This window comes from Thermodesulfovibrio sp. 1176 (genome assembly GCF_029946585.1).
GTDB lineage: Bacteria > Nitrospirota > Thermodesulfovibrionia > Thermodesulfovibrionales > Thermodesulfovibrionaceae > Thermodesulfovibrio.
In genome coordinates this window covers 48152-67682 of sequence record NZ_JARZRZ010000002.1, presented here as the reverse complement: position 1 = coordinate 67682, position 19531 = coordinate 48152, and the positions used below count along the sequence as shown (strand labels likewise).

Below are 19531 nucleotides of genomic sequence, written 5' to 3'. Positions count from 1 at the left end.
GTGGAATTTGAAAAATTAAAAATTTTGAATATTACAAAAAAAACGCTTATTGAGATTAAAAATCTTTCTTATTCTGTTAATGATAATATAATTCTTGAAAATATTAATTTTATCGCTAAAGAGGGCTGTTACCTTGGAATTATCGGCCCAAATGGTGCTGGAAAAACAACTCTTTTAAGATTAATTCTTGGAATTATAAAACCAACAAAAGGTGAAATATTCATTTACGGACAAAAGCCAGAGGAATATCTAAAAAATGAGCCTATTGGATATCTTCCACAAAGAATATCCCAGACAATTTATGAATTTCCTATTACTGTTGAAGAACTTGTAAAAAGCGGAATCCCGAGAATAAAAAAAGATTATAAGGATTATATTGAATGGGCATTAGATGTTTTTCATATTTCTAATTTAAGAAAAAAATCATTACGGGAACTTTCTGGCGGACAGCGTCAGAAAGCCTTTCTTGCAAAAGCAATTGTATCAAGACCAAAAATTTTAATCCTTGATGAGCCAACAACTGGAATAGACCCTAATTCAAGGGATGATTTGTTAGAGATACTTGAAATACTAAATAGAGATTTTAATATTTCCATTTTAATAGTAACCCATGATATAGCAACCTTTGCCCATGAAGCAAGATGTATTTTATGTTTAAATAAAAGAGTTGTCTGTCTTGGAGAGCCGCAAAAAATTCTGAAGGATGAATATATGAAAATGTTATATCCTGAGCATACAGTTTTTCCCCACAGACATGTTTGATATTTTTGAATTAAACATAATAAAAAGAGCTTTTATAGTTTTAACTTTGATTGCACCATTAGCGCCTGTATTTGGAGTATTTTTACTTTTGCGAAGATATGCCTTTTTTGCAGATACCCTTGCCCATGTGGGGTTTTTAGCCCTTGCTTTGAGCCTTTTTTTCAAGATGAATTCCCTTGCTGTGCTTATTCTATTAAGCATTGTCGTTTCTGTTTCTGTTGAAAAACTTAGGTCTCAGGGAAGACTTCCTGCTGAAGGTTCTCTTTCTTTTTTCCTTTACGCAGGAGTTGCTCTTTCGGTTGTTTTTATAACCTTTTCAGAGAATACAGGATCAATAATGAACATACTTTTTGGAAGTCTTTCAACTGTAACAAAGGGAGATGTTTATCTTATTTTAGCAGGAGCATTATTTTGTATTTCTTTTTTAGCAAAATTTTATAAAAATTTGATTAATCTATGTATTGATGAAGAGATTGCTCATGCTTCTGGAATAAATACTGAACAACTTAAAATTCTCTTTGCAATAACAGTTGCGCTTTCCATATCCATATCAATAAAAACAATGGGAGCACTTCTAATTGGCTCTCTTATGATAATTCCTCCCTTAAGTGCTATGCAGATTTGCAGAAGCCTTAAAAGTACATTAATTATATCAATTGCATTTTCAATGATTTCAGCCTATGGAGGAATTTTTCTTTCCTTCTATTCGGGGATTCCACTTGGTGCTTCTATTTCTACAATTTTAATTGGATTTTTCATTATGGCCTATTTAATTAGAATATTTCGAGCAAAATTTATTTTTTGATTTCCTCTGGAATAAGAATATTGACCTTTGTTCCTGCGCCAACTTCACTTTCAATCTTTAACTGCCATCCGTGAGCTAAAACAAGATGCTTAACTATTGCTAATCCAAGCCCTGTTCCTCCAAGTTGTCTTGAACGAGCTTTATCAACCCTATAAAATCTTTCTCCTATTCTATGAAGATGTTCTTTGGGAATGCCTATTCCTGTGTCTTCAACAGAAATGATAGATTGACCATTTTCCTTTATAAATTTTACTTTTACAAAACCTTTTTCAGTAAACTTTATTGCATTGTCTATAAGATTAATCATGATTTGCATAAATCTGTTTTTGTCAGCATGAACGAAAGTTTCAGGAGGAATTTCCTTTTCTAAAAAAAGTCCTTTTTTGTCTGCTTTATCTCTTAAAATCTGAAAAACTGAATCCACTAAACTGTCAAGAGCAACACTTTCTTTTTCAATTTTTATATCACCAAACTCAATCCTTGAGAGAGTTAAAAGATCTTCTACAAGCGCGCTTAACCTATCTGCTTGATTTTTAATAATATCTATGAATTTTTTCAAATTTTCTCTATCATCAAGTGCTCCGTTAAGAAGTGCTTCAGTATACCCCTTTATAGCAGTAATTGGAGTTTTAAGTTCATGGGACACATTAGCAATAAAATCTCTTCTCATATTTTCAAGTTTTTTAAGTTGCGTAATATCATGTAGCAAAATGATTAAAAAAGAGATATTTCCATTGGAATCTATAATTGGCATTGCTTTGGCAATAAGAGAGAAATCTTGACCTGCTCTTTTTATAATAATTTCCCTCTGTGCTTCTTTTTTTGTTTCCATAGAAGAACGTAATAGTTCAATAAGATCTATATTTCTTATTATTTCTATGAAATGTTTACTTTCTGGTGGTTCTTCTATTTTAAAAATATCTTTAAAACTCTGATTAGCAAGAAGTATGTATCCTTTGGGGTCAATAATAAGAAGACAATCTGTTATTGATTTTAATATTGTTTCAAAACTTTCAGGAGAACTAATTTTAGGAATATTTTCTAAAAGACTCTTTTTCTCAACAGGGGACTCTTTTTTATAGGATTCCTTAATTCTCCAAATAAGTACAAGAATAATAAAAATAAGAAAGATAATTAATAAGATACATAGATTCATAATATCTCAAGCCTCAATATAGTAGCCAATGCCTCTTAAAGTTTTTATATATTGAGGATTATCAGGGTCCTTTTCAATTTTAAGTCTTAGCCTTCTTATATGAACATCAACTGTTCTGGGATCAATGTAAATTTCCTGTCCCCATACAGCATCAAGCAAATGATCTCTATTAAAAATTTTATTAGGTCTTTCGGATAGATATAGCAGTAGTTTAAATTCTGTAGCAGAAAGTTTTATAGGTTGATCTCTTACTGTTACGGTATAGGTTTCTTTATCAATAACAATGTCTCCGATATGAATAATCTGTCCAGTAGTAGAACTTTTAATTCTCCTTAATATTGCCTTTATTCTTGCAAGAAGCTCCCTTGGACTAAAGGGTTTTGTAATGTAGTCATCTGCTCCCATTTCAAGACCTGTTATTCTATCATATTCTTCACCTTTTGCAGTTACAATAATTATTCCTGTTTTTTGCATTTTTGGATTATTTCGGATAATCTTGCATATTTCAAGTCCCTGAATTTTAGGCAACATAAGGTCAAGAAGTACAAGATCAAAGGATTTTTCTCTTAATTTCTGCAAGGCAGTCTCTCCATCTAAGGCTACGGTGACATCAAAATTTTCTTTTTTTAGGGTATAGGCCATTAAATCTGCAATTTCTTTTTCGTCTTCAACAATTAGTATTTTTTCATTCATTGAGAATCCTTTTTAAATTCTCCTCTGAAATTTCAAAATTTATTTTCATTTTTCCTATTGATTCTGGAATGACCATTCTAATCTTTCCCTCTATGTTCTTTTTATCAAGCAAAATTGTTTTCACCATTGCTGTTGAATCCATATTAATAGGTAAAATTGTAGGTAATCCTAAGTTTTTCAAAATATTTTTTATCCTTTCAAGGCTTTCTTTGTCAAGAAAACCAAGCATATTACTTAACTTTGCTTCATAAACCATTCCTATAGATATTGCTTCTCCATGAAGATAAGTAGTATAACCTGTTAGAGTTTCAATGGCATGTCCAATTGTATGTCCATAATTAAGAATTGCTCTAAGAGAGCTTTCTCTTTCATCTTTAGAGACCACTTCTGCTTTTATTTCACAGGCTCTTTTTATGGCAGGAATTAACAAATCTTTGTCTTTTTTTAAGATTTTTTCTCTATTTGACTCAAGATATTCAAAAAATTCTTTATCCCATATAATTCCGTATTTTATAATTTCTGCCATCCCTGAAATAAATTCTCTTTCTGGTAAAGTATCAAGGGTATTAACATCAATCCATACTAATGAGGGTTGCCAGAAACTGCCAATCATATTTTTACCAAGCGGATGATTAACAGCGGTTTTACCACCTACAGAACTGTCAACTTGAGAAAGCAAAGTTGTAGGTATCTGAATGTAAGGTATTCCTCTCATATAAATAGAGGCAACAAAACCAGTGATATCTCCAATTACTCCTCCACCTAAAGCAATGAGGCAGGATTTTCTGTCAAGTCCTAACTCAAGAAGTTGAGTTAAAATGTGATAAGCCCAAAAGTAGTCTTTGTAAATTTCTCCATCAGGAATTAAAATAAGTGAAGGATCAAACCCTTCTTTTTTTAATGATGAGATTATTTTTTCACCATAAAGCTCGTAAACCTTTGGATTACTTATTACTGCTATTTTCTTCCCTATTGAAAATCTAAGCAACCTTTCACCAATAAGAGGGAGATTGCCTCTGTCAATAAGAATTTCGTAGCTTCGCTCATCTAATTCAACTCTAAGTTTTTCCATTTTTTAACCTCTTGTATTTTTCAATTATTTTTTCAGCTACTTCCTCAGGAGTTAACTCTTCTGTGTTAATATAAAAATCAGCTTTTTCATAAAAGGGAGTTCTCTTTGTAAGAAGTTCTTTTATTCTTTCTTTAGGATTTTCTGTCTGTAGCAGTGGTCTGTTTTTACAATTTTTCACTCTTTCAAATATAACATCTTCTGATGCTTTAAGCCAAAAAATAACTCCTTTGTTTTTAAGTCTATTAAAGTTTTCTTCCCTTAATATAACCCCTCCTCCTGTAGAAATTACTTGTCCGTTATTTTGAGTTATTAACTTTATGACTTCTGTTTCAATATCTCTAAAACGGGGTTCTCCAAATTTTGCAAAAATTTCAGAAATTTTCATCCCTGTTGTTTTTTCAATAATTTCATCGACATCAACAAATTTTAATCCAAGCTTTTTTGCTAAAATTTTCCCTACAGAGCTTTTTCCTGTGCCCATAAATCCTATGAGAACGATGTTTTTCATGTTAAAATTAATCTATGCAGTATTATTATACTAAAAAATCCATAAGCTTAGGCATTTTCCTATTTTTGATATTTTTTCTTTTTGCTTCTGCCTGTGCAAAAAAAGAAGCTGATTATTATAAAGTTACAGAAATTCATGATGGTGATACAGTAAGTATAGTAACAGATAGCTTTTTAGGAATTTTTATTAAAACTGAAAGAGTTCGCCTTATTGGTATAGATGCTCCAGAACTTGCTCAGGAACCGTGGGGAAGGAGAGCTAAAAATCATTTAAGAAAACTAATTAAAGAAAGTGACTGGCAGGTTAAGATTGAATTTGATGCTCAGAAGAAAGATAGATATGGAAGGATTCTTGCTTATTTATGGGATAGGCAGGGAAGGATGCTTAATTACACAATGATTAGAGATGGATATGCAATGGTTTACACTGTGCCACCAAATGTAAAATATGCTGAATTGTTTGTTGAAGCTCAAAGATTAGCAAGACAGGAAAGGAAAGGGATATGGAGAGAAAACGGACTTATTGAGACCCCCTCTGAATGGAGAAAACAGAATCCAAGACATTAAATAATAAATCTCTGTTTTTTCAAATAATTTTTAACATCTTCTCCTTCTGTTTCAAAGCCTCTTTTGCCCATTGCTCCATAGGTAAGCCTTTTGCCAAGCTCAACTCCTGGTTGATTAAAGGGATTAATTCCGTAAAGCAACCCTGTCATAGCAGTTACAACCTGAAGGAATTGAAAAATTTGACCAATACTGTAAGGATTAATCTTAGGAAGGATTATTTTCGCATTAGGCTTTTTATTCATCCATAAAGCCATTTCTGTAGCAAGCTGTTCTGTATTTATAAGTTCCTCAAGAGTATGTCCACCAAGAAATCTTAATCCTTCTATATCGTGAAACTCCTCTGGAATTTCTTCCTGACAATTATGTCTTTCAACAGAAACAAATAGTATCACTTTATCTTCTGGTCCTTCCATCCACATCTGAAGTTGTGAATGCTGATCAGTGGTTCCTAAGGATGGATAAGGGGTTGTACCCTTTCCTTCTTTCCCAATACTTTCTGCCCAAAGCTGACAAAACCATTCAGAAAGAATTTTTAATCTATCAGAATAGGGAAGAAAAACTACGATTTTTCTCCCTTTAGTTGTATCCATCAAATAAAGGCATGAAGCAAGACATGCCATTGGATTTTCATTTAGATTTTCATTAAAGGTTTTCTCTGAAACCTCCCTTGCACCCTCAAGTAATTCTTCACTTTTTATTCCTAAAGTTTCGGCAAGAAAAAGTCCTACAGGAGATAAAACTGAGTATCTACCAACAACATTTTTGGGAATTGATAAAGATGGAATTTCATACTCCTGAGCAAGCCTTCTTAAATTACCTTTTTCTGGGTCTGTGGTAAATACAAAATGATATTTTAGATTAAGTTTTCTGTCTCTTATCATCCTCCAGAAAATCAGAAAGGAAGCCAAAGTTTCTGAAGTTGAGCCAGATTTTGAAATTACATTTATAAGAGTTCTTTTTAAATCAACAACTTCAATAATGTTTTTAAAAGTTAAAGGGTCAACATTGTCATAAATGAAAACCTTAGGTTTTTTCTTGAGATTATGCATTGGACTTAAAGATTCAAGAATAACCCTTGGTCCTAAAGCACTTCCACCAATACCAAGAAGAACAAAATATTCATAATCTTTAGCCCTTTTACCGAGTTCTTTAATTTGAGAAAGTTCCTGATAGGGTAAATTTATAAAATCAAGCTCCTTGTAAGGCTTTTCTGAAATCAGAGATATTGCCTTTTTAGCATGGATTTCAATTTCTGAAAGAGAAAGACCTTTTTGTCCTATCTCTTCCGCTAAAACATTAGAAAAATCTAATTTTACCACTTTTACCTCCCTTTTTTGAAAAATAGGCAACTACAAAAACTATTACAACTGATAAAATAACAATCATTGCTAAAACCTTAGTAAGTTTAAAAGCCATTATAAAAAGAAGAGCAAGGGCTAAAAGAAGATAAAACTGCCAGCTCAATTTCTGTTTTCTCCTTTTATTATTTTTTTAAAATTATTTTCCACTTTGCTTTCATTCTGAGGGACTCAATATCCCAAAGAATCTTTCTTTATTCGCTGTGTAAGGTAAAGGAGGGGATTCTTCGCTTCGCTCAGAATGGCAAAGTGGTATTCTTAGCCTTCGGCTTGGAATGACAGCATAAGTCAAATACAGTCTTTTCTCAATCAGTAGTTTTGGATTAAAGGTTAATTCCATAGCATTTTAAATATTTAAGCATTTTCTTCTTTTTGTTTTTTTATGTAAATGTAAGCTTCCTTTGCTGACACAATTAATATTGCAATAAATCCAATCAATATTCCCTTAATGTTGAACAATCCTTTGATTGCAATAAACCATAGAAAAAGAAAAATTGCACCTAACTTTAAATAACTAAGTCCTATTACTGTAAGCTGAAACATGGGTTTCCCAAAAAACTTCTTTACAGCCCATGCAAGCTCCCTTAAACTTAACCAACTTATGAAACCTCCGAGGATTACATTAAAAGCAACAATTTCATTTTGCCATAAAAGATAACTTGCTAATGCCAATGCTGGCACTAAAATTAATGTTTGCCTATTTATTTTCTTGATTATTTCTTTGTCCATCTTCCCTGTTCACCTTCCTTACAAATTTATGAATCTCTCTTACGCCTGCAACAAATCCTGCTGTCAAAAAAATAAGAGAAAATATTGGAAAAGTATTGATAAAATTATCAATTAAATAACCAAGTATAGCACCGATTATTACGCAAAGTACAAAATTTATTCCTAAGGCTGATGCCTCAAGAATTACTTTGAAAATAGATTTTTTAGGAGCCTCTTCACTCACATTAACCCTCACACTCTGATAATACAAACTCTTTTAAAGAAGTTGCAACTTCTTTATAAAAATCAGTTTTTGCTTTTTCATACAAAGTATCACAGAATAAGGGAATCCATTCACAAAGTCTTCTTAAAAAATCGATTTGCAAATCCCTTAATTTTTGTTCAATTAAATAGCTCATGAAGAGCAATTCCATTGAAATATGATCAGGTGGAAGGTCTAATTCTTCATCTATTGCTACACCAGCTGTCCAGTAAAAATGTTGAACATCTCTTAGTTCAAAATTTATAGGAATATTTTTATAAACTTCTGCCAGATAATATCCTTCATAATTTGGAACTTCTCCATCAATAAACAGAGTTATGAAATCATCACAAATTTCTTCGTAATTATCATTAATGCTAATTCCTGCGAAATTTTCAAATTCCTCAATATACTCAATTTGCGGAATCTCCATAAAAAGATAGGCAAAAAGTCTATAAGTTTCAGCTCTTTCTAAATCTTCAGAGTTGGGAAAAATCATAGCCCTTTAAAAACCTCATAGGCAGATTTGATTGTTTTTTCGATGTCTTTGTCTGTATGAGAAAGGGAAATAAATCCTGCTTCAAACTGAGATGGTGCAATATAGATTCCTCTTTCAAGCATTCCCCTGAAAAATTTTTTAAACTTTTCAGTATCAGAGGTTTTTGCTGTTTTAGCATCAACAACTTCAGTTTCTGTAAAGTAAGTGCAAAACATTGTGCCAGCTCTATAAAATTTCACCTTTATATCTGTCTTTTTAGTTACTTCTTTTAATCCCTCCTCAAGGTTTTGCATAGTTTTTTCAAGTTTTTTATATGTAGAAGGCTTTGAAAGAACTTTTAATGTCTCGATTCCTGCTGTCATTGCAAGAGGATTTCCTGAAAGAGTTCCTGCCTGATAAACTCCTCCTTCAGGTGCAACAAAACTCATTATTTCCTTCCTGCCTCCGTAGGCACCAACAGGAAGTCCTCCTCCTATAACCTTACCAAGGCATGTTAAATCTGGTTTTATCCCATAATAAGCTTGTGCGCCACCAAAGGAAACCCTAAATCCTGTCATAACTTCATCAAAAATTAGAATAATTCCATATTTTTCAGTTTCTTCTCTTAATACCCTTAAAAATTCTTCCTTTGGTAAAATACATCCCATATTTCCAACAACAGGTTCAATAATTACACAGGCAATTTCTTTCCAGTGCTCTTTTAAAGTTGTCTTTAATGCTTCTGTATCATTAAAGGGAAGTACAATGGTTTCCTGTGTATAAGAAACTGGAACACCAAGACTATCTGGAATTCCAAAGGTTACACCTCCTGAACCTGCTGAAACTAAGAGTCCGTCAACATGACCATGATAACATCCTTCAAATTTTATTACTTTGTTTCTTTTTGTAAAACCTCTTGCAACTCTTATAGCAGACATAGTTGCTTCTGTACCTGAGTTAACCATTCTTACTTTTTCAATTGATGGGAATGCCTTTTTTATTAATTCTGCAAGCTCTATTTCAAGAGGTGTTGGAGCTCCATAGCTTGTTCCTTTTTCAATAGCTTTCCTCAGAGCTTTTACAATTTTTGGATAAGCATGTCCCAAAATAATCGGACCCCATGAAAGAACATAATCAATATATTCATTTCCATCGACATCGTAAATTTTTGAACCCTTTGCTTTTGATATGAATAAAGGTTCGCCCCCAACAGCTTTAAAGGCTCTGACAGGGCTGTTTACTCCTCCAGGCATAAGTGTCAATGCTTTTTTATAAAGTTTCTGGGATTTTTTTGTTTTCATCCCTACCTCCAATACTTTTATTTCAATAAAAATAACAGAAAAAGAAAGAAAATCTCAATATTTTACTTAAACCTGAAATTGCCGATAGAGAAAAGGCTGTCTTTCGCTCATAAGAGACTTTTTGACAGTTCTAAACTTTGAGGGGCTTGCCCCTCAAACTCCTAAAGAGGAAAATACCTTTTTGGGTTTCAAAGGGGCTAAAGGATGATATTTAATTTTGTCAAAAAGTTTCAAGACTTTTTGGAGATCCTGCGTTGTGTCCCTCAGAATGAGTTTATCCACAAAAATTTAAATTTTTCTTATAGGCAAATTATGGGATATGAATTAAATTAGTTTATGTTATAATTTCATATGTCTAAAAAAGCACTTGTTATAGAAGACAATGGACTTGTCGGTGAAACTTTAAAAGCAATGCTTGAATTTTTAGGTTTTGATGTAGTTGTTGCTGAAGATGGATATAAGGCTAAAGAACAATTTAAATCTGCCATTGAGTTAAATAATCCCTTTGATGTTGTTTTTGTCGACTTAGTATTACCTGAAATCCCTGGCAGTAAAGTTTTTGAAAAACTTAAAGAAATTGACCCTAACATAAAAGCAATAATTTCAAGTGGCTATTCTGATGATACTACAATAAAGGAGTACGAAAAATTGGGGTTTAAAGGAATTTTAAATAAGCCCTATACAATAGAAGAATTAAGGGAAATACTTAAAAAATTATCTTTACTCTAAAGCGGATAAATATATCTTAAAGGTTGTTCCTATACCAATTTTACTTTCAACTTCAATTTTACCATCCATCTTTTCAATTATGCTTCTTACAATGCTTAATCCTAATCCCTTACCTTCCTTTTTCATTGTAAAGAAGGGGTCAAATATTTTATCTATGTATTCGTCAGGTATTCCTCCTCCTGTATCTGAAATGCTAACGAAAATAAATTTTCCTTTAGATAAGCCTGGAATTTCACCATTATTAAAAATATTTTTCATTGTTACAATAATTTTTCCTTCCTGTCCCATTGCCTGTTTAGCATTAACTATGATATTTTGAAAAATTCTATATACCTGACCTCTGTCTGCGTAAATATTTGAAAGAGGCTTCTCGACATCTAATTCATAAACTATCTTTGTTCCATTAAGAAGAAATTCAAGGGATTTTTTTGCTATCTCAACAAGATTTACAGGTTCTTTTTTGGATACAAAATCAGGGCTTAGATCTCTTAACTCTTCAATTGTATTTCTCATTAATTTTGTTGCCTCAAGAATATTTTGAATTAATTTACGATGTTTTTCATCTTTTTCAATTTCATTAAGCAAAGAAAGATTCCCCATTAATACCATCAAATAATTGTTTAAATCGTGGACTATTCCAGCTGAAATTTTTGAAATAACCTCTACTCTTTCAATTCTCTTTTCAATCTCTTCCTTTTTAATTATTTCTGTAGCATCTTTAATTGTTATAATTGCGCCAAATTTAAAATCTTTTATTAATATTGGATTTTCTGTATAAATTACAGGAATTTGTTCTTCTCCTATTTTTAATATTTTGTATTCTGGATTATCATGTTCTTTAAGACTTAATATTTCTTTTAAATCTCTTCCAAGTGATTCTTCAGATACTTGAAGAATTTTCATTGCTTCTTTATTCATGTATTTTATTTTGCCCTTCGCATCTGTATAGATTATTCCACTGTCTATTGAATCAAAGGCAATTCTTTTTTCTTCAGCCTCTTCAGCAAGGTTAAGGAATACAGTTCTCAATCTCTCAAAATTTTTTATTGCAAAGGAATTGGAGATAAGGGTAAGGATTAATAAAAAAATAAAAGAAATGGCTTTGTATCCATCATATTTAGAAAGATTTAATAAACCTGCAAGAGACCAATCTTTTATAAATTCATGTTTTATAATCTGCCATTTTTTGCCATTATAATCTTCAAAAACATCATTATCAATCTGTTTAAAACCTGAAGGTAAAAGTGTGTCATTTCCAAATATTTTTTCTTCATAAACTTTTTTAAGTTCTTCTTCTGGCGGATTAAAAATCAATCTGTTTCTTAGTTCATCTTTACCAATTAAAATGCCTCCTGAAGAGTGCATTACAATGGCATTTTCCATTTTTATATGTTTTTTGATATCCTCACTTATGTAAAACTGAAAAACAAGGATTCCGATAACACCTTCTTTATCATAAACAGGATAAGCAATTCTTATATCATCCCTTCCTGTATAAACACCTCTTGCTATAAAAACTGATAAATTTCCTTTAATAGCTTCTTTAAAATACTTTCTAAAACTTACATCCCTGTTAATCATGATTTTTCTATATTCAGCAGAGCAGGCTATTACTTTTCCAGTCTTATCAACAAAAAATATTAAAGCTGTATCAAGTGATTGATTGAGAGAGGAGAGATATTTATCTAATTCTTCTTTGTCTTTTTTAATATTATTTTTCAAATCCTCTGACGAAGAGATTATTTTGATAAATTTACTATAAAAGTCTATTTTATTTTTAATTGCAAGGGAAATTCTTTCAAGATTTAATTTTTTATGATAGATATCCATATCTTTTATATCGTTAATGTATTTGTTTGAAAAGTAAAATAAAACTAAAAATGAAACTATGAACACAGAAATATAAAAAAGATATCCTTGAAATTTTTCTTCATAAGCAGATTTTACTCTACTTGAGAGACTTATTAAAACCAAAATAGTTGCAGAAATGTTAAAAATTAATGATTCAGTGACTAAGTAAAACGATAGAAAAATAACATATAAACCGAAAAAAACGAACGATAAGTTTACTCCTCTTCTTATAAGTGACGGAAGAATTTTTGAGGGTTTAACTAATGAAACCTTTTCTTTATACCAAATATGAAAATAAGATATACCTACTAAAAAAAGTGCTAAAAATATAAGAAGAACATCTTTTCTGAATAGCAATAGAACAGAAAATACAGGTATGAGTAAAAGATAGTATAGTTTATAATTCAAAATACTTTTATATCCATAAAAAATAATTGCTCCAAGCAAGACAGTATTAACATAAATTAAATAAAGATAATTTTCTCCAATGTAAGTTTTAAAAAGAATAATGAAATTTAAAGTAAAATGAAGAAAAGTAACAATAAAGAAGTATTTGACAGCATTTCTATCAGTATGAGGTTCTATCCTTGTACGCCAAAAAAATATATAGTAAAACACTAATGAATGAAATAAAAGAAAAGAGACTCTTAAAAAATTTGATAAATCATCAATATATTGTATATTCATTTCATAATTTCATCAAACAAAGAAAGTTGTTTATCAGATATATTAAACTTTATCTGCTTTGCCCTTTTTAGATTAATAATTTTAACATACTTTTCTGCATCTTCTACTTCTATATCTGCAATAACACCTGTCCTTATAATATAAGAAGCTATTGCACCTGCATTGTATCCCATTTGATAAAAGTCTACGGATACACCACCAAAGAAACCAAGTTCCACAAACTGTTTATTAATTGCCAAATCAATTTTTTTAATTTTCTCTGTTATAATTGGAGCAACATCTTTTAATGTTAAAGTCGTTCCATCCTTTATTGACATTACAAAAGGGAAATAGGCTGTTATATCTTTCCTTTTATTTATTTCTTGGGCAGATTTTATTAGCTCTGAAAGATTGCTTACAGGATAAAAAACAAGTTTATTTTTAAAATTTGAAGCTTTAAGTTCATAAATAACCTGTTCTTTAAGAGCTTCTCCTATAAAGTCAGTTGAATAAAGAACAGCAATTTTGTCAACATTGCCGATTAAGACTTCCAGAAGCTCAATCTGTTTGGGTATAAAGAGTTTTTCATAAACACCCGTAAAGTTTTTAACAGGCTTTCTTCCTTCAAGAAAATGAAATTTTTCATTATAATGCTCTGGTGTAATATTTATTCCTGAGAAGACAACTGGAATTTTTGTCCTCATGAAATGCTTTGCAACACATTGAAAGGCTGCATCATCGGCTGTAATAATTAAGGAGACTTTTTTTGATTCAACTTTTTTTCTAAATTCGTTACATCTTTTTTCTAATTCTTCCTTGTTAATTCTCCGTGCATCAAGATAGGTTATATCAATTTTTAAATTCTCTATTTCTTTTTTTAAATAGTCAACAGCACCTTGAACCTGAGGCTCTCCGCATACATCTTTATCATCATAGCTTGAAAGGATTAAAACAGTTTTCTTGTCTGAGCATGCAAAGAGAAAGGGTATAATAAAAGTTATCAAAAATAATAAAATTTTCTTTCTTAATAAAATCAATTTTTCCTTCTTTTTAAAAAATTTTAAAACTAAAGCGTTATTTTAACAAGTCTATCAAATATATGAATTGTATCCACAAACCTTATAAGCCTTTGCTTTGAATCAATGACAAGTGAATGAGTTCTTGCACCACCTCCGAAAAATCTTACTCCATTTAGTAAATCTCCCTTTGTTACTCCTGTTGCAACAAAAACAATGTTGTCAGAGGGGACAAGGTCATCAAGGGTATAAACTTTATCTTCACTGATATCCATTCCATATTTTATTGCTCTCTCTTTTTCTTCTTCTTTACGCCATCTCATTCTTGCTTGCATTTCACCACCAAGACTTTTAACTGCTGCTGCTGAAAGAACTCCCTCTGGTGCACCTCCAATACCCATCAATGCATGAATACCTGTTCCCTCAACGGTTGCTGCAATTGCTGGAGTTATGTCACCATCTGATATTAATTTAATTCTTGCTCCTGCTGCACGGATTTCTTTAATTAGATTTTCATGACGAGGCCTATCTAAAACTACAACTACAAGGTCATCTATATCTCTTCCTAATGCCTTGGCAAGGGCTTCAAGATTTTCCTTCACGGGTTTTCTTATATCAACCATTCCCTTTGCCTGTGGTCTAACAACAAGCTTTTCCATATAGGTGTCAGGGCAGTAAAGAAGTCCATTTCTGTCTGTTACAGCCATAACAGTTAAAGCATTTGGCAATCCTGTTGCGCAAAGATTTGTTCCTTCAAGTGGATCAACAGCTATATCAACTTCAGGACCTGTACCGGTTCCTACTTCTTCTCCAATATAAAGCATTGGAGCTTCATCTCTTTCTCCTTCACCTATCACAATTCTTCCTTTAATCGGTAAGTCATTTAAGGCTTTCCTCATAGCTGTGACAGCAGCCTGATCAGCCTCCTTTCTATTACCCTTCCCCATAAGCCTTGCTGAGGCAATTGCTGCAAGTTCACAAACTCTTAAAATTTCAGGTGTTAATGAATTATCCATTTTTAAATTCCTCCTAAGATTTTTTTGAAGTTATTGAGAAAAAGTTGGATATTTTTTTCCTTACATTCTCAGAGTTACATTTTGGACATCTTACCTTTGTTTTTTCCATTTCGCTTACGCTCATTTTCTTTGTAAAAGTTTCATTGCAATTTTGACACTGAAACTCATACAAAGGCATAAGCTACCTCCTAAATTATATTTTTTTCTTTCATGCTAAAATATCTTCCTTTACCTATAATTACATGGTCTAAAAGGGAAATTTCAAGTATCTGAGAAGCCTCCTTTAGCCTCTTTGATATTTCAATGTCTTCTTCAGATGGTGTAGGGTCTCCGCTTGGATGATTATGAACAAGTATTAATGCATAGGCAGACTCTTTTACTGCTTCTCTGAAAATTTCCCTTGGATGAATAAGTGTCTGAGTTAGTATACCCTCTGAAACTTTCACTTCCTTTATAAGTTTGAGTTTGGCATCAAGCAATAAAGATACAAAGACCTCCTTCTTTAAACCATCAAGCTTAGGATAAAGATAATTATAAACAATACTGGCAGAGTTAAACTTTTTTTCTTCTTCTGGCTGGCTTAATGCTCTTTTACCTAATTCAAAGGATGCCTTAATCTGGGCTATCTTTGCAATTCCTAATCCAGATACAGATTGAAGCTCTTTAGTTGATGCTCCTTCAATTCCTTTTAAACCACCAAATCTATTCAGAAGCTCTATAGCAGTCTCTAATACGGTTTTCTTGTTAGAACCTGTCCTAAGTATAATGGCAAGTAATTGGGCATCAGAAAGACTATGAACTCCCTCTTTTATAAGTCTTTCTCTTGGTCTTTCTGTCTCTGGCCATTCTTTAATAGATTTCATTTTATTCCTGAACCAGGATTAACCTCTCTGTCAACAGTAAGTATTGATATTGTTCCATCAGAAGAAGTTGCAGCAAGAAGCATGCCCTGAGATTCTAAGCCCATTAATTTGGCTGGTTTAAGATTGGACACAACAATAATTGATTTACCTAAGAGTTCCTCAGGAGAATAGGACTTTCCAATTCCTGCAACAATTTGTCTTTTCTCTCCTATATCTACTATAAGTTTTATAAGTTTCTCTGAGCCTTTTACCCTCTCTGCTTCAATGACTTTTCCTACTTTTAGTTTTATTTTCAAAAAATCATCTATTGCTATAAGCTCTTCCATTTTGTTCTCCCTGTTTTTTTGTTCTTGTTTATTTTCTTTTGTTACATCTATTCTTGGGAAAATCTGTTCAATTTTTTTTGTTTCAACTTCTTTTATTTCTGTTTTCCATTTAAACATATTATAATCAATTTTATAGGATTCCAATCCCAGAGCATTCCAGATTTTTTTTCCTGAATCTGGCATAAAGGGGTAAAGAAAAACCGCAATTACTCTAATAGCATTCCAAATATTAAATAGTATATGAGGTAGTTTTTCAGAATTTTCTTTAGCTACCTTCCATGGCTCTGTTTTTGCTATATAATTGTTTGTTAGGGATATTAGTTCCCATATTTTTTCAAGAATAATGTTAAACTTAAATTCATCCCATAGAGACTCCTTTTCTATTTCAGAAATTATTTTTTGAACTTCTACTGTAAAATCTTCATCTATCCATTGAGGCTTTATTTTTCCTCCCATGTATTTTTCATTCATTACAATAAAACGATTTACAAGATTACCCAAATCATTAGCAAGGTCGTTGTTTATTCTTCTTATGATTGCCTCTTCTGAAAAGTCTCCATCTAAGCCAAAGGAAACTTCACGGAAAAGAAAGTATCTGAAAGCATCAACGCCATATTTTTTTACAACCTCATAGGGATTTACTACATTCCCGAGAGATTTTGACATTTTTGCTCCCTTTACAGTCCACCAACCATGGGCAAATATATTTCTTGGAAGGGGTATTTCAAGAGCTAAAAGCATTGTTGACCAGTAAACAGCGTGGGTTATAAGAATGTCCTTACCTATTAAGTGATGGTCAGGAGGCCACCATTCTGTATCTTTTGGAGCAAGATATTGAAGAGCCGAATAATAGTTAATTAATGCATCAAACCAGACATAGGTAGTATAATTTTCATCAAAGGGAAGAGGAATTCCCCACTGTAGCCTTTGCCTTGGTCTTGATATACATAGGTCTCCAAGGGGTTTATTTTTAAGGAAGGATAGTACTTCATTTTTTCTTGTTTCAGGAAGAATGTAGGAAGGATTTTTTTCAATATGTGCAATCAAAGAATTTTGATACTTTGACATAAGGAAAAAATAGTTTTCTTCTTCGATAAATTCAACATCTCTACCACAATCAGGACATTTTCCTTCTATTAAATCCTTTACAGTCCAAAATCTCTCACAGGGGGTACAATACATGCCGGAGTACTTTCTTTTTTCTATTTCTCCTCTATCATAGAGTTTTTGAAGTAGCTGTTGAACAATTTTTTTGTGTTCTTCATCAGTTGTTCTTATGAAAGCATCATTTTGTATGTTTAATACCTTCCATAGGTCTTTAAAATTTTCAACCATAATGTCAGCATGCTCCTTTGGAAATCTACCTCTTTCACGAGCTGCCCTTTCAACTTTCTGTCCATGTTCATCAGTTCCTGTCAAAAAAAATACTTTTCTACCCTTAATCCTCATATATCTTGCAAGTATATCTGCAGATAAGGTTGTATAAGCATGTCCAATGTGAGGAATGTCATTAACATAATAAATTGGCGTTGTAATGTAAAATCCTTTATTTTGATTCATTTTTTCCTCCCCGTGATTCCTCAAATGTTTCATCTTCAGTTCCTTTAAGAATATGGGAAATTCTTTTTATTTCAGGTTCCTTTTCATCCTGAGTTATTATTTCTTCATCTACAACTTCCTCTATTTCGCCAAAGTATTCATATCTTAAGCAACATTTAAGTCTTCCACAAACACCAGAAAGTTTTGATACATTTAAGGTAATTTCTTGTTCCTTTGCCATTTTAAGCGAGATTGGTTTAAAAAAGCTTATATACTTTTTACAGCATATCTCCATTCCACAGACACCTATTCCGCCTAGATACTTAGATTCATCTCTTACACCAATTTGCCTCATTTCTATTCTTGTCTTAAATTTGGATGCTAAATCTTTAACCAATTCTCTGAAATCAATTCTACCTTCCGCAGTAAAGTAAAAAATTATTCTTCTTCTGTCAAGGGCGCACTCAACTACAAGAAGTTTCATAGGAAGTTTTCTTTCATTTATTCTTTCAAGGCAGAAATTTTTTGCTTCTTTTTCAAGAATAAGATTTTTTTCAAAATTTTCAATATCTTCATCAGTCGCAACTCTTATTACAGGTTTAAGAGAATCTGCATTATCTTGAGAGATAGCTAAAACTGTCCCAATAGTAAGTCCAAAATCACCCTCTACTACTACTTTATTCCCCTGTTGTATTTCTTCTATATTGGTAAAATAACGATAAACTTTTCCAAAGGGTCTTAATCTGACATAGACTATTTTACTCATTTAAAACTCTCCTCATGATTTGATTTATATAGTTCCATAATATCGATTTATTTAGGTTTAAATCTACATTTTTTCTTATATTTTGTAGTTGATCATAACAGATAAAGAGTTCTTCTAATGTAATCTCTTCTCTGTAAAAACTTTTTTCAAAGGAGAAATAGGTTGTAATCTTATCACCGAAAAGTTTTTGACATATTCTATCTCTTAACATTATAAAAACAAAATCAAGCCACCATTTTAAATCTTCATTATGCTTCCATGGTGATTTTTTAATTTTATTAAAATTAAGGGTTTCTTTAAAATCTTTTATCTTTCTCAGTATATCCATTGAAATAAAAAGTCCTGGTCTTCCCATTGAAAATTTAATAAGTTCTTCCTTGAGAGATTCTTCCCCTTCGCCTTTGCTCAGGGTGATTTCGAGGGATTCGATGCTCTGAGGCGTTGTCCTGAGGTGTAAGCCGAAGGAACTCATTCCGATTATATTAAAAGGAGGAGATTCTTCGCTTCGCTCAGAATGACAAGAGGGAAGTATATCAGAATTACAGAGGATATGTTTTTCATCTATTAATCTGCTAATTGCCTCTTTAGAAAGAGGATTGAAAAAAACCTTAAATGTTCTGGATACAAGAGGCTCTGGCAAAGCATCAATGTTTTCACAGGTAAGTATGAGTACAGTGTTAGGAGGAGGCTCCTCAAGGGTTTTTAACATCGCATTTGCTGCGTATTGATTCATTTTGTCAGCATTTTTTACTATTACTACTTTATATTTACCTTCAAGGGATTGAAGGGATACAAATTCTTCCAAATCTCGAATATTATCAATTGTAATAGTATCCTTTTCTGCAGTGACAACTTTAAGATCTGGATGAATCCCCTTTTCTATTTTTTTACAGGACTTACAGAAATCGCAGCTATCAAAATTATCATTATCAAGACAGTTTAAAGCCTTTGCATACTCTATTGCTGTTGTAGTTTTACCAATATATGGTTCACCTATAAAAAGAAAAGCAGAGGGAATCCTTTCTTTTTTTATTGTTCCTTGAAGAACTCTGATAGCCCTTTCTTGAGAGACAATCTTCTTAAAACTCAT

At 31.9% G+C, this 19531-nt stretch carries 22 protein-coding genes; 4 read left to right on the top strand and 18 right to left on the bottom strand.

What is annotated here, in order from left to right; translation table 11 throughout:
• Both QI155_RS04130 and QI155_RS04125 read left to right on the top strand, forming a co-directional pair.
• Positions 1–762, top strand: coding sequence for an ABC transporter ATP-binding protein (locus tag QI155_RS04130; RefSeq protein WP_173894054.1), 762 nt, complete (start codon positions 1–3; stop codon positions 760–762).
• Positions 755–1567 carry a metal ABC transporter permease gene (locus QI155_RS04125; protein WP_068860975.1) on the top strand — a complete coding sequence of 271 codons (813 nt, stop codon included), beginning with the start codon at positions 755–757 and terminating at the stop codon, positions 1565–1567. The genes QI155_RS04130 and QI155_RS04125 overlap by 8 nt, the downstream gene beginning before the upstream one ends.
• Here QI155_RS04125 and QI155_RS04120 read toward each other — a convergent pair.
• The 4 genes from QI155_RS04120 to QI155_RS04105 are packed head-to-tail and all read right to left on the bottom strand — an operon-like array spanning position 1557 to position 4996.
• On the bottom strand, positions 1557–2723 hold the full coding sequence (locus QI155_RS04120) for an ATP-binding protein (protein ID WP_281321171.1): 1167 nt from the start codon (positions 2721–2723) through the stop codon (positions 1557–1559). The genes QI155_RS04125 and QI155_RS04120 overlap by 11 nt on opposite strands.
• 6 nt (positions 2724–2729) lie before the next feature.
• On the bottom strand, positions 2730–3416 hold the full coding sequence (locus tag QI155_RS04115; RefSeq protein WP_068860971.1) for a response regulator transcription factor: 687 nt from the start codon (positions 3414–3416) through the stop codon (positions 2730–2732).
• Entirely contained in the window at positions 3409–4488 is a 1080-nt protein-coding gene (aroB, locus tag QI155_RS04110) for a 3-dehydroquinate synthase (RefSeq protein WP_068860969.1), read from the bottom strand. Before aroB ends, QI155_RS04115 begins: the two co-directional genes overlap by 8 nt.
• Positions 4475–4996, bottom strand: coding sequence for a shikimate kinase (locus QI155_RS04105; RefSeq protein WP_068860967.1), 522 nt, complete (start codon positions 4994–4996; stop codon positions 4475–4477). The genes aroB and QI155_RS04105 overlap by 14 nt, the downstream gene beginning before the upstream one ends.
• 65 nt (positions 4997–5061) lie before the next feature.
• Between QI155_RS04105 and QI155_RS04100 the strand changes: the two genes are divergently transcribed.
• The gene (locus QI155_RS04100; RefSeq protein WP_173894053.1) at positions 5062–5562 is read left to right on the top strand and encodes a thermonuclease family protein; all 501 of its coding nucleotides are present in this window, start codon (positions 5062–5064) and stop codon (positions 5560–5562) included.
• Here the strand turns inward: QI155_RS04100 and QI155_RS04095 are convergent.
• From QI155_RS04095 to hemL, 6 genes are all read right to left on the bottom strand, one after another.
• On the bottom strand, positions 5559–6881 hold the full coding sequence (locus QI155_RS04095) for a glucose-6-phosphate isomerase (protein ID WP_068860963.1): 1323 nt from the start codon (positions 6879–6881) through the stop codon (positions 5559–5561). The two genes, QI155_RS04100 and QI155_RS04095, sit on opposite strands and share 4 nt — an antisense overlap.
• Entirely contained in the window at positions 6859–7026 is a 168-nt protein-coding gene (locus tag QI155_RS04090; protein ID WP_143600763.1) for a hypothetical protein, read from the bottom strand. The genes QI155_RS04095 and QI155_RS04090 overlap by 23 nt, the downstream gene beginning before the upstream one ends.
• Positions 7027–7274: 248 nt before the next feature.
• Entirely contained in the window at positions 7275–7649 is a 375-nt protein-coding gene (locus QI155_RS04085; protein ID WP_068860961.1) for a hypothetical protein, read from the bottom strand.
• On the bottom strand, positions 7618–7872 hold the full coding sequence (locus QI155_RS04080; protein ID WP_068860959.1) for an AtpZ/AtpI family protein: 255 nt from the start codon (positions 7870–7872) through the stop codon (positions 7618–7620). The genes QI155_RS04085 and QI155_RS04080 overlap by 32 nt, the downstream gene beginning before the upstream one ends.
• 1 nt (position 7873) lies before the next feature.
• Positions 7874–8389, bottom strand: a complete 516-nt coding sequence (locus tag QI155_RS04075) for a molecular chaperone TorD family protein (protein WP_068860957.1) — start codon at positions 8387–8389, stop codon at positions 7874–7876.
• Positions 8386–9669 (bottom strand): glutamate-1-semialdehyde 2,1-aminomutase, encoded by a 1284-nt coding sequence (gene hemL, locus QI155_RS04070; RefSeq protein ID WP_068860955.1) that lies wholly within the window; start codon positions 9667–9669, stop codon positions 8386–8388. Before hemL ends, QI155_RS04075 begins: the two co-directional genes overlap by 4 nt.
• Before the next feature lie 351 nt (positions 9670–10020).
• Between hemL and QI155_RS04065 the strand changes: the two genes are divergently transcribed.
• Positions 10021–10398: a response regulator gene (locus tag QI155_RS04065; RefSeq protein WP_281321170.1), complete on the top strand. Its 378-nt coding sequence runs from the start codon at positions 10021–10023 to the stop codon at positions 10396–10398.
• On the opposite strand, the gene QI155_RS04060 is transcribed toward QI155_RS04065, so the two are convergent.
• From QI155_RS04060 to QI155_RS04025, 8 genes are read right to left on the bottom strand one after another with little or no spacing between them, the layout of a single operon-like run.
• On the bottom strand, positions 10390–12936 hold the full coding sequence (locus tag QI155_RS04060) for an ATP-binding protein (protein WP_281321169.1): 2547 nt from the start codon (positions 12934–12936) through the stop codon (positions 10390–10392). The two genes, QI155_RS04065 and QI155_RS04060, sit on opposite strands and share 9 nt — an antisense overlap.
• Entirely contained in the window at positions 12933–13952 is a 1020-nt protein-coding gene (locus QI155_RS04055; protein WP_068860506.1) for an ABC transporter substrate binding protein, read from the bottom strand. The genes QI155_RS04060 and QI155_RS04055 overlap by 4 nt, the downstream gene beginning before the upstream one ends.
• Positions 13953–13981: 29 nt before the next feature.
• On the bottom strand, positions 13982–14947 hold the full coding sequence (gene glpX, locus QI155_RS04050) for a class II fructose-bisphosphatase (RefSeq protein ID WP_068860508.1): 966 nt from the start codon (positions 14945–14947) through the stop codon (positions 13982–13984).
• Between the two features lie 13 nt (positions 14948–14960).
• A complete protein-coding gene (locus tag QI155_RS04045) occupies positions 14961–15125 on the bottom strand; it encodes a zinc ribbon domain-containing protein (protein ID WP_083200094.1) in 165 nt (54 codons plus the stop codon).
• 10 nt (positions 15126–15135) lie between these two features.
• Positions 15136–15810, bottom strand: coding sequence for a DNA repair protein RadC (gene radC / locus QI155_RS04040; RefSeq protein WP_068860510.1), 675 nt, complete (start codon positions 15808–15810; stop codon positions 15136–15138).
• The gene (gene metG / locus QI155_RS04035; RefSeq protein ID WP_281321168.1) at positions 15807–17696 is read right to left on the bottom strand and encodes a methionine--tRNA ligase; all 1890 of its coding nucleotides are present in this window, start codon (positions 17694–17696) and stop codon (positions 15807–15809) included. The genes radC and metG overlap by 4 nt, the downstream gene beginning before the upstream one ends.
• Positions 17683–18441: a regulatory iron-sulfur-containing complex subunit RicT gene (gene ricT / locus QI155_RS04030; protein ID WP_068860514.1), complete on the bottom strand. Its 759-nt coding sequence runs from the start codon at positions 18439–18441 to the stop codon at positions 17683–17685. The genes metG and ricT overlap by 14 nt, the downstream gene beginning before the upstream one ends.
• Complete coding sequence (locus tag QI155_RS04025) at positions 18434–19531, bottom strand: DNA polymerase III subunit (RefSeq protein ID WP_281321167.1); 1098 nt, start codon at positions 19529–19531, stop codon at positions 18434–18436. The genes ricT and QI155_RS04025 overlap by 8 nt, the downstream gene beginning before the upstream one ends.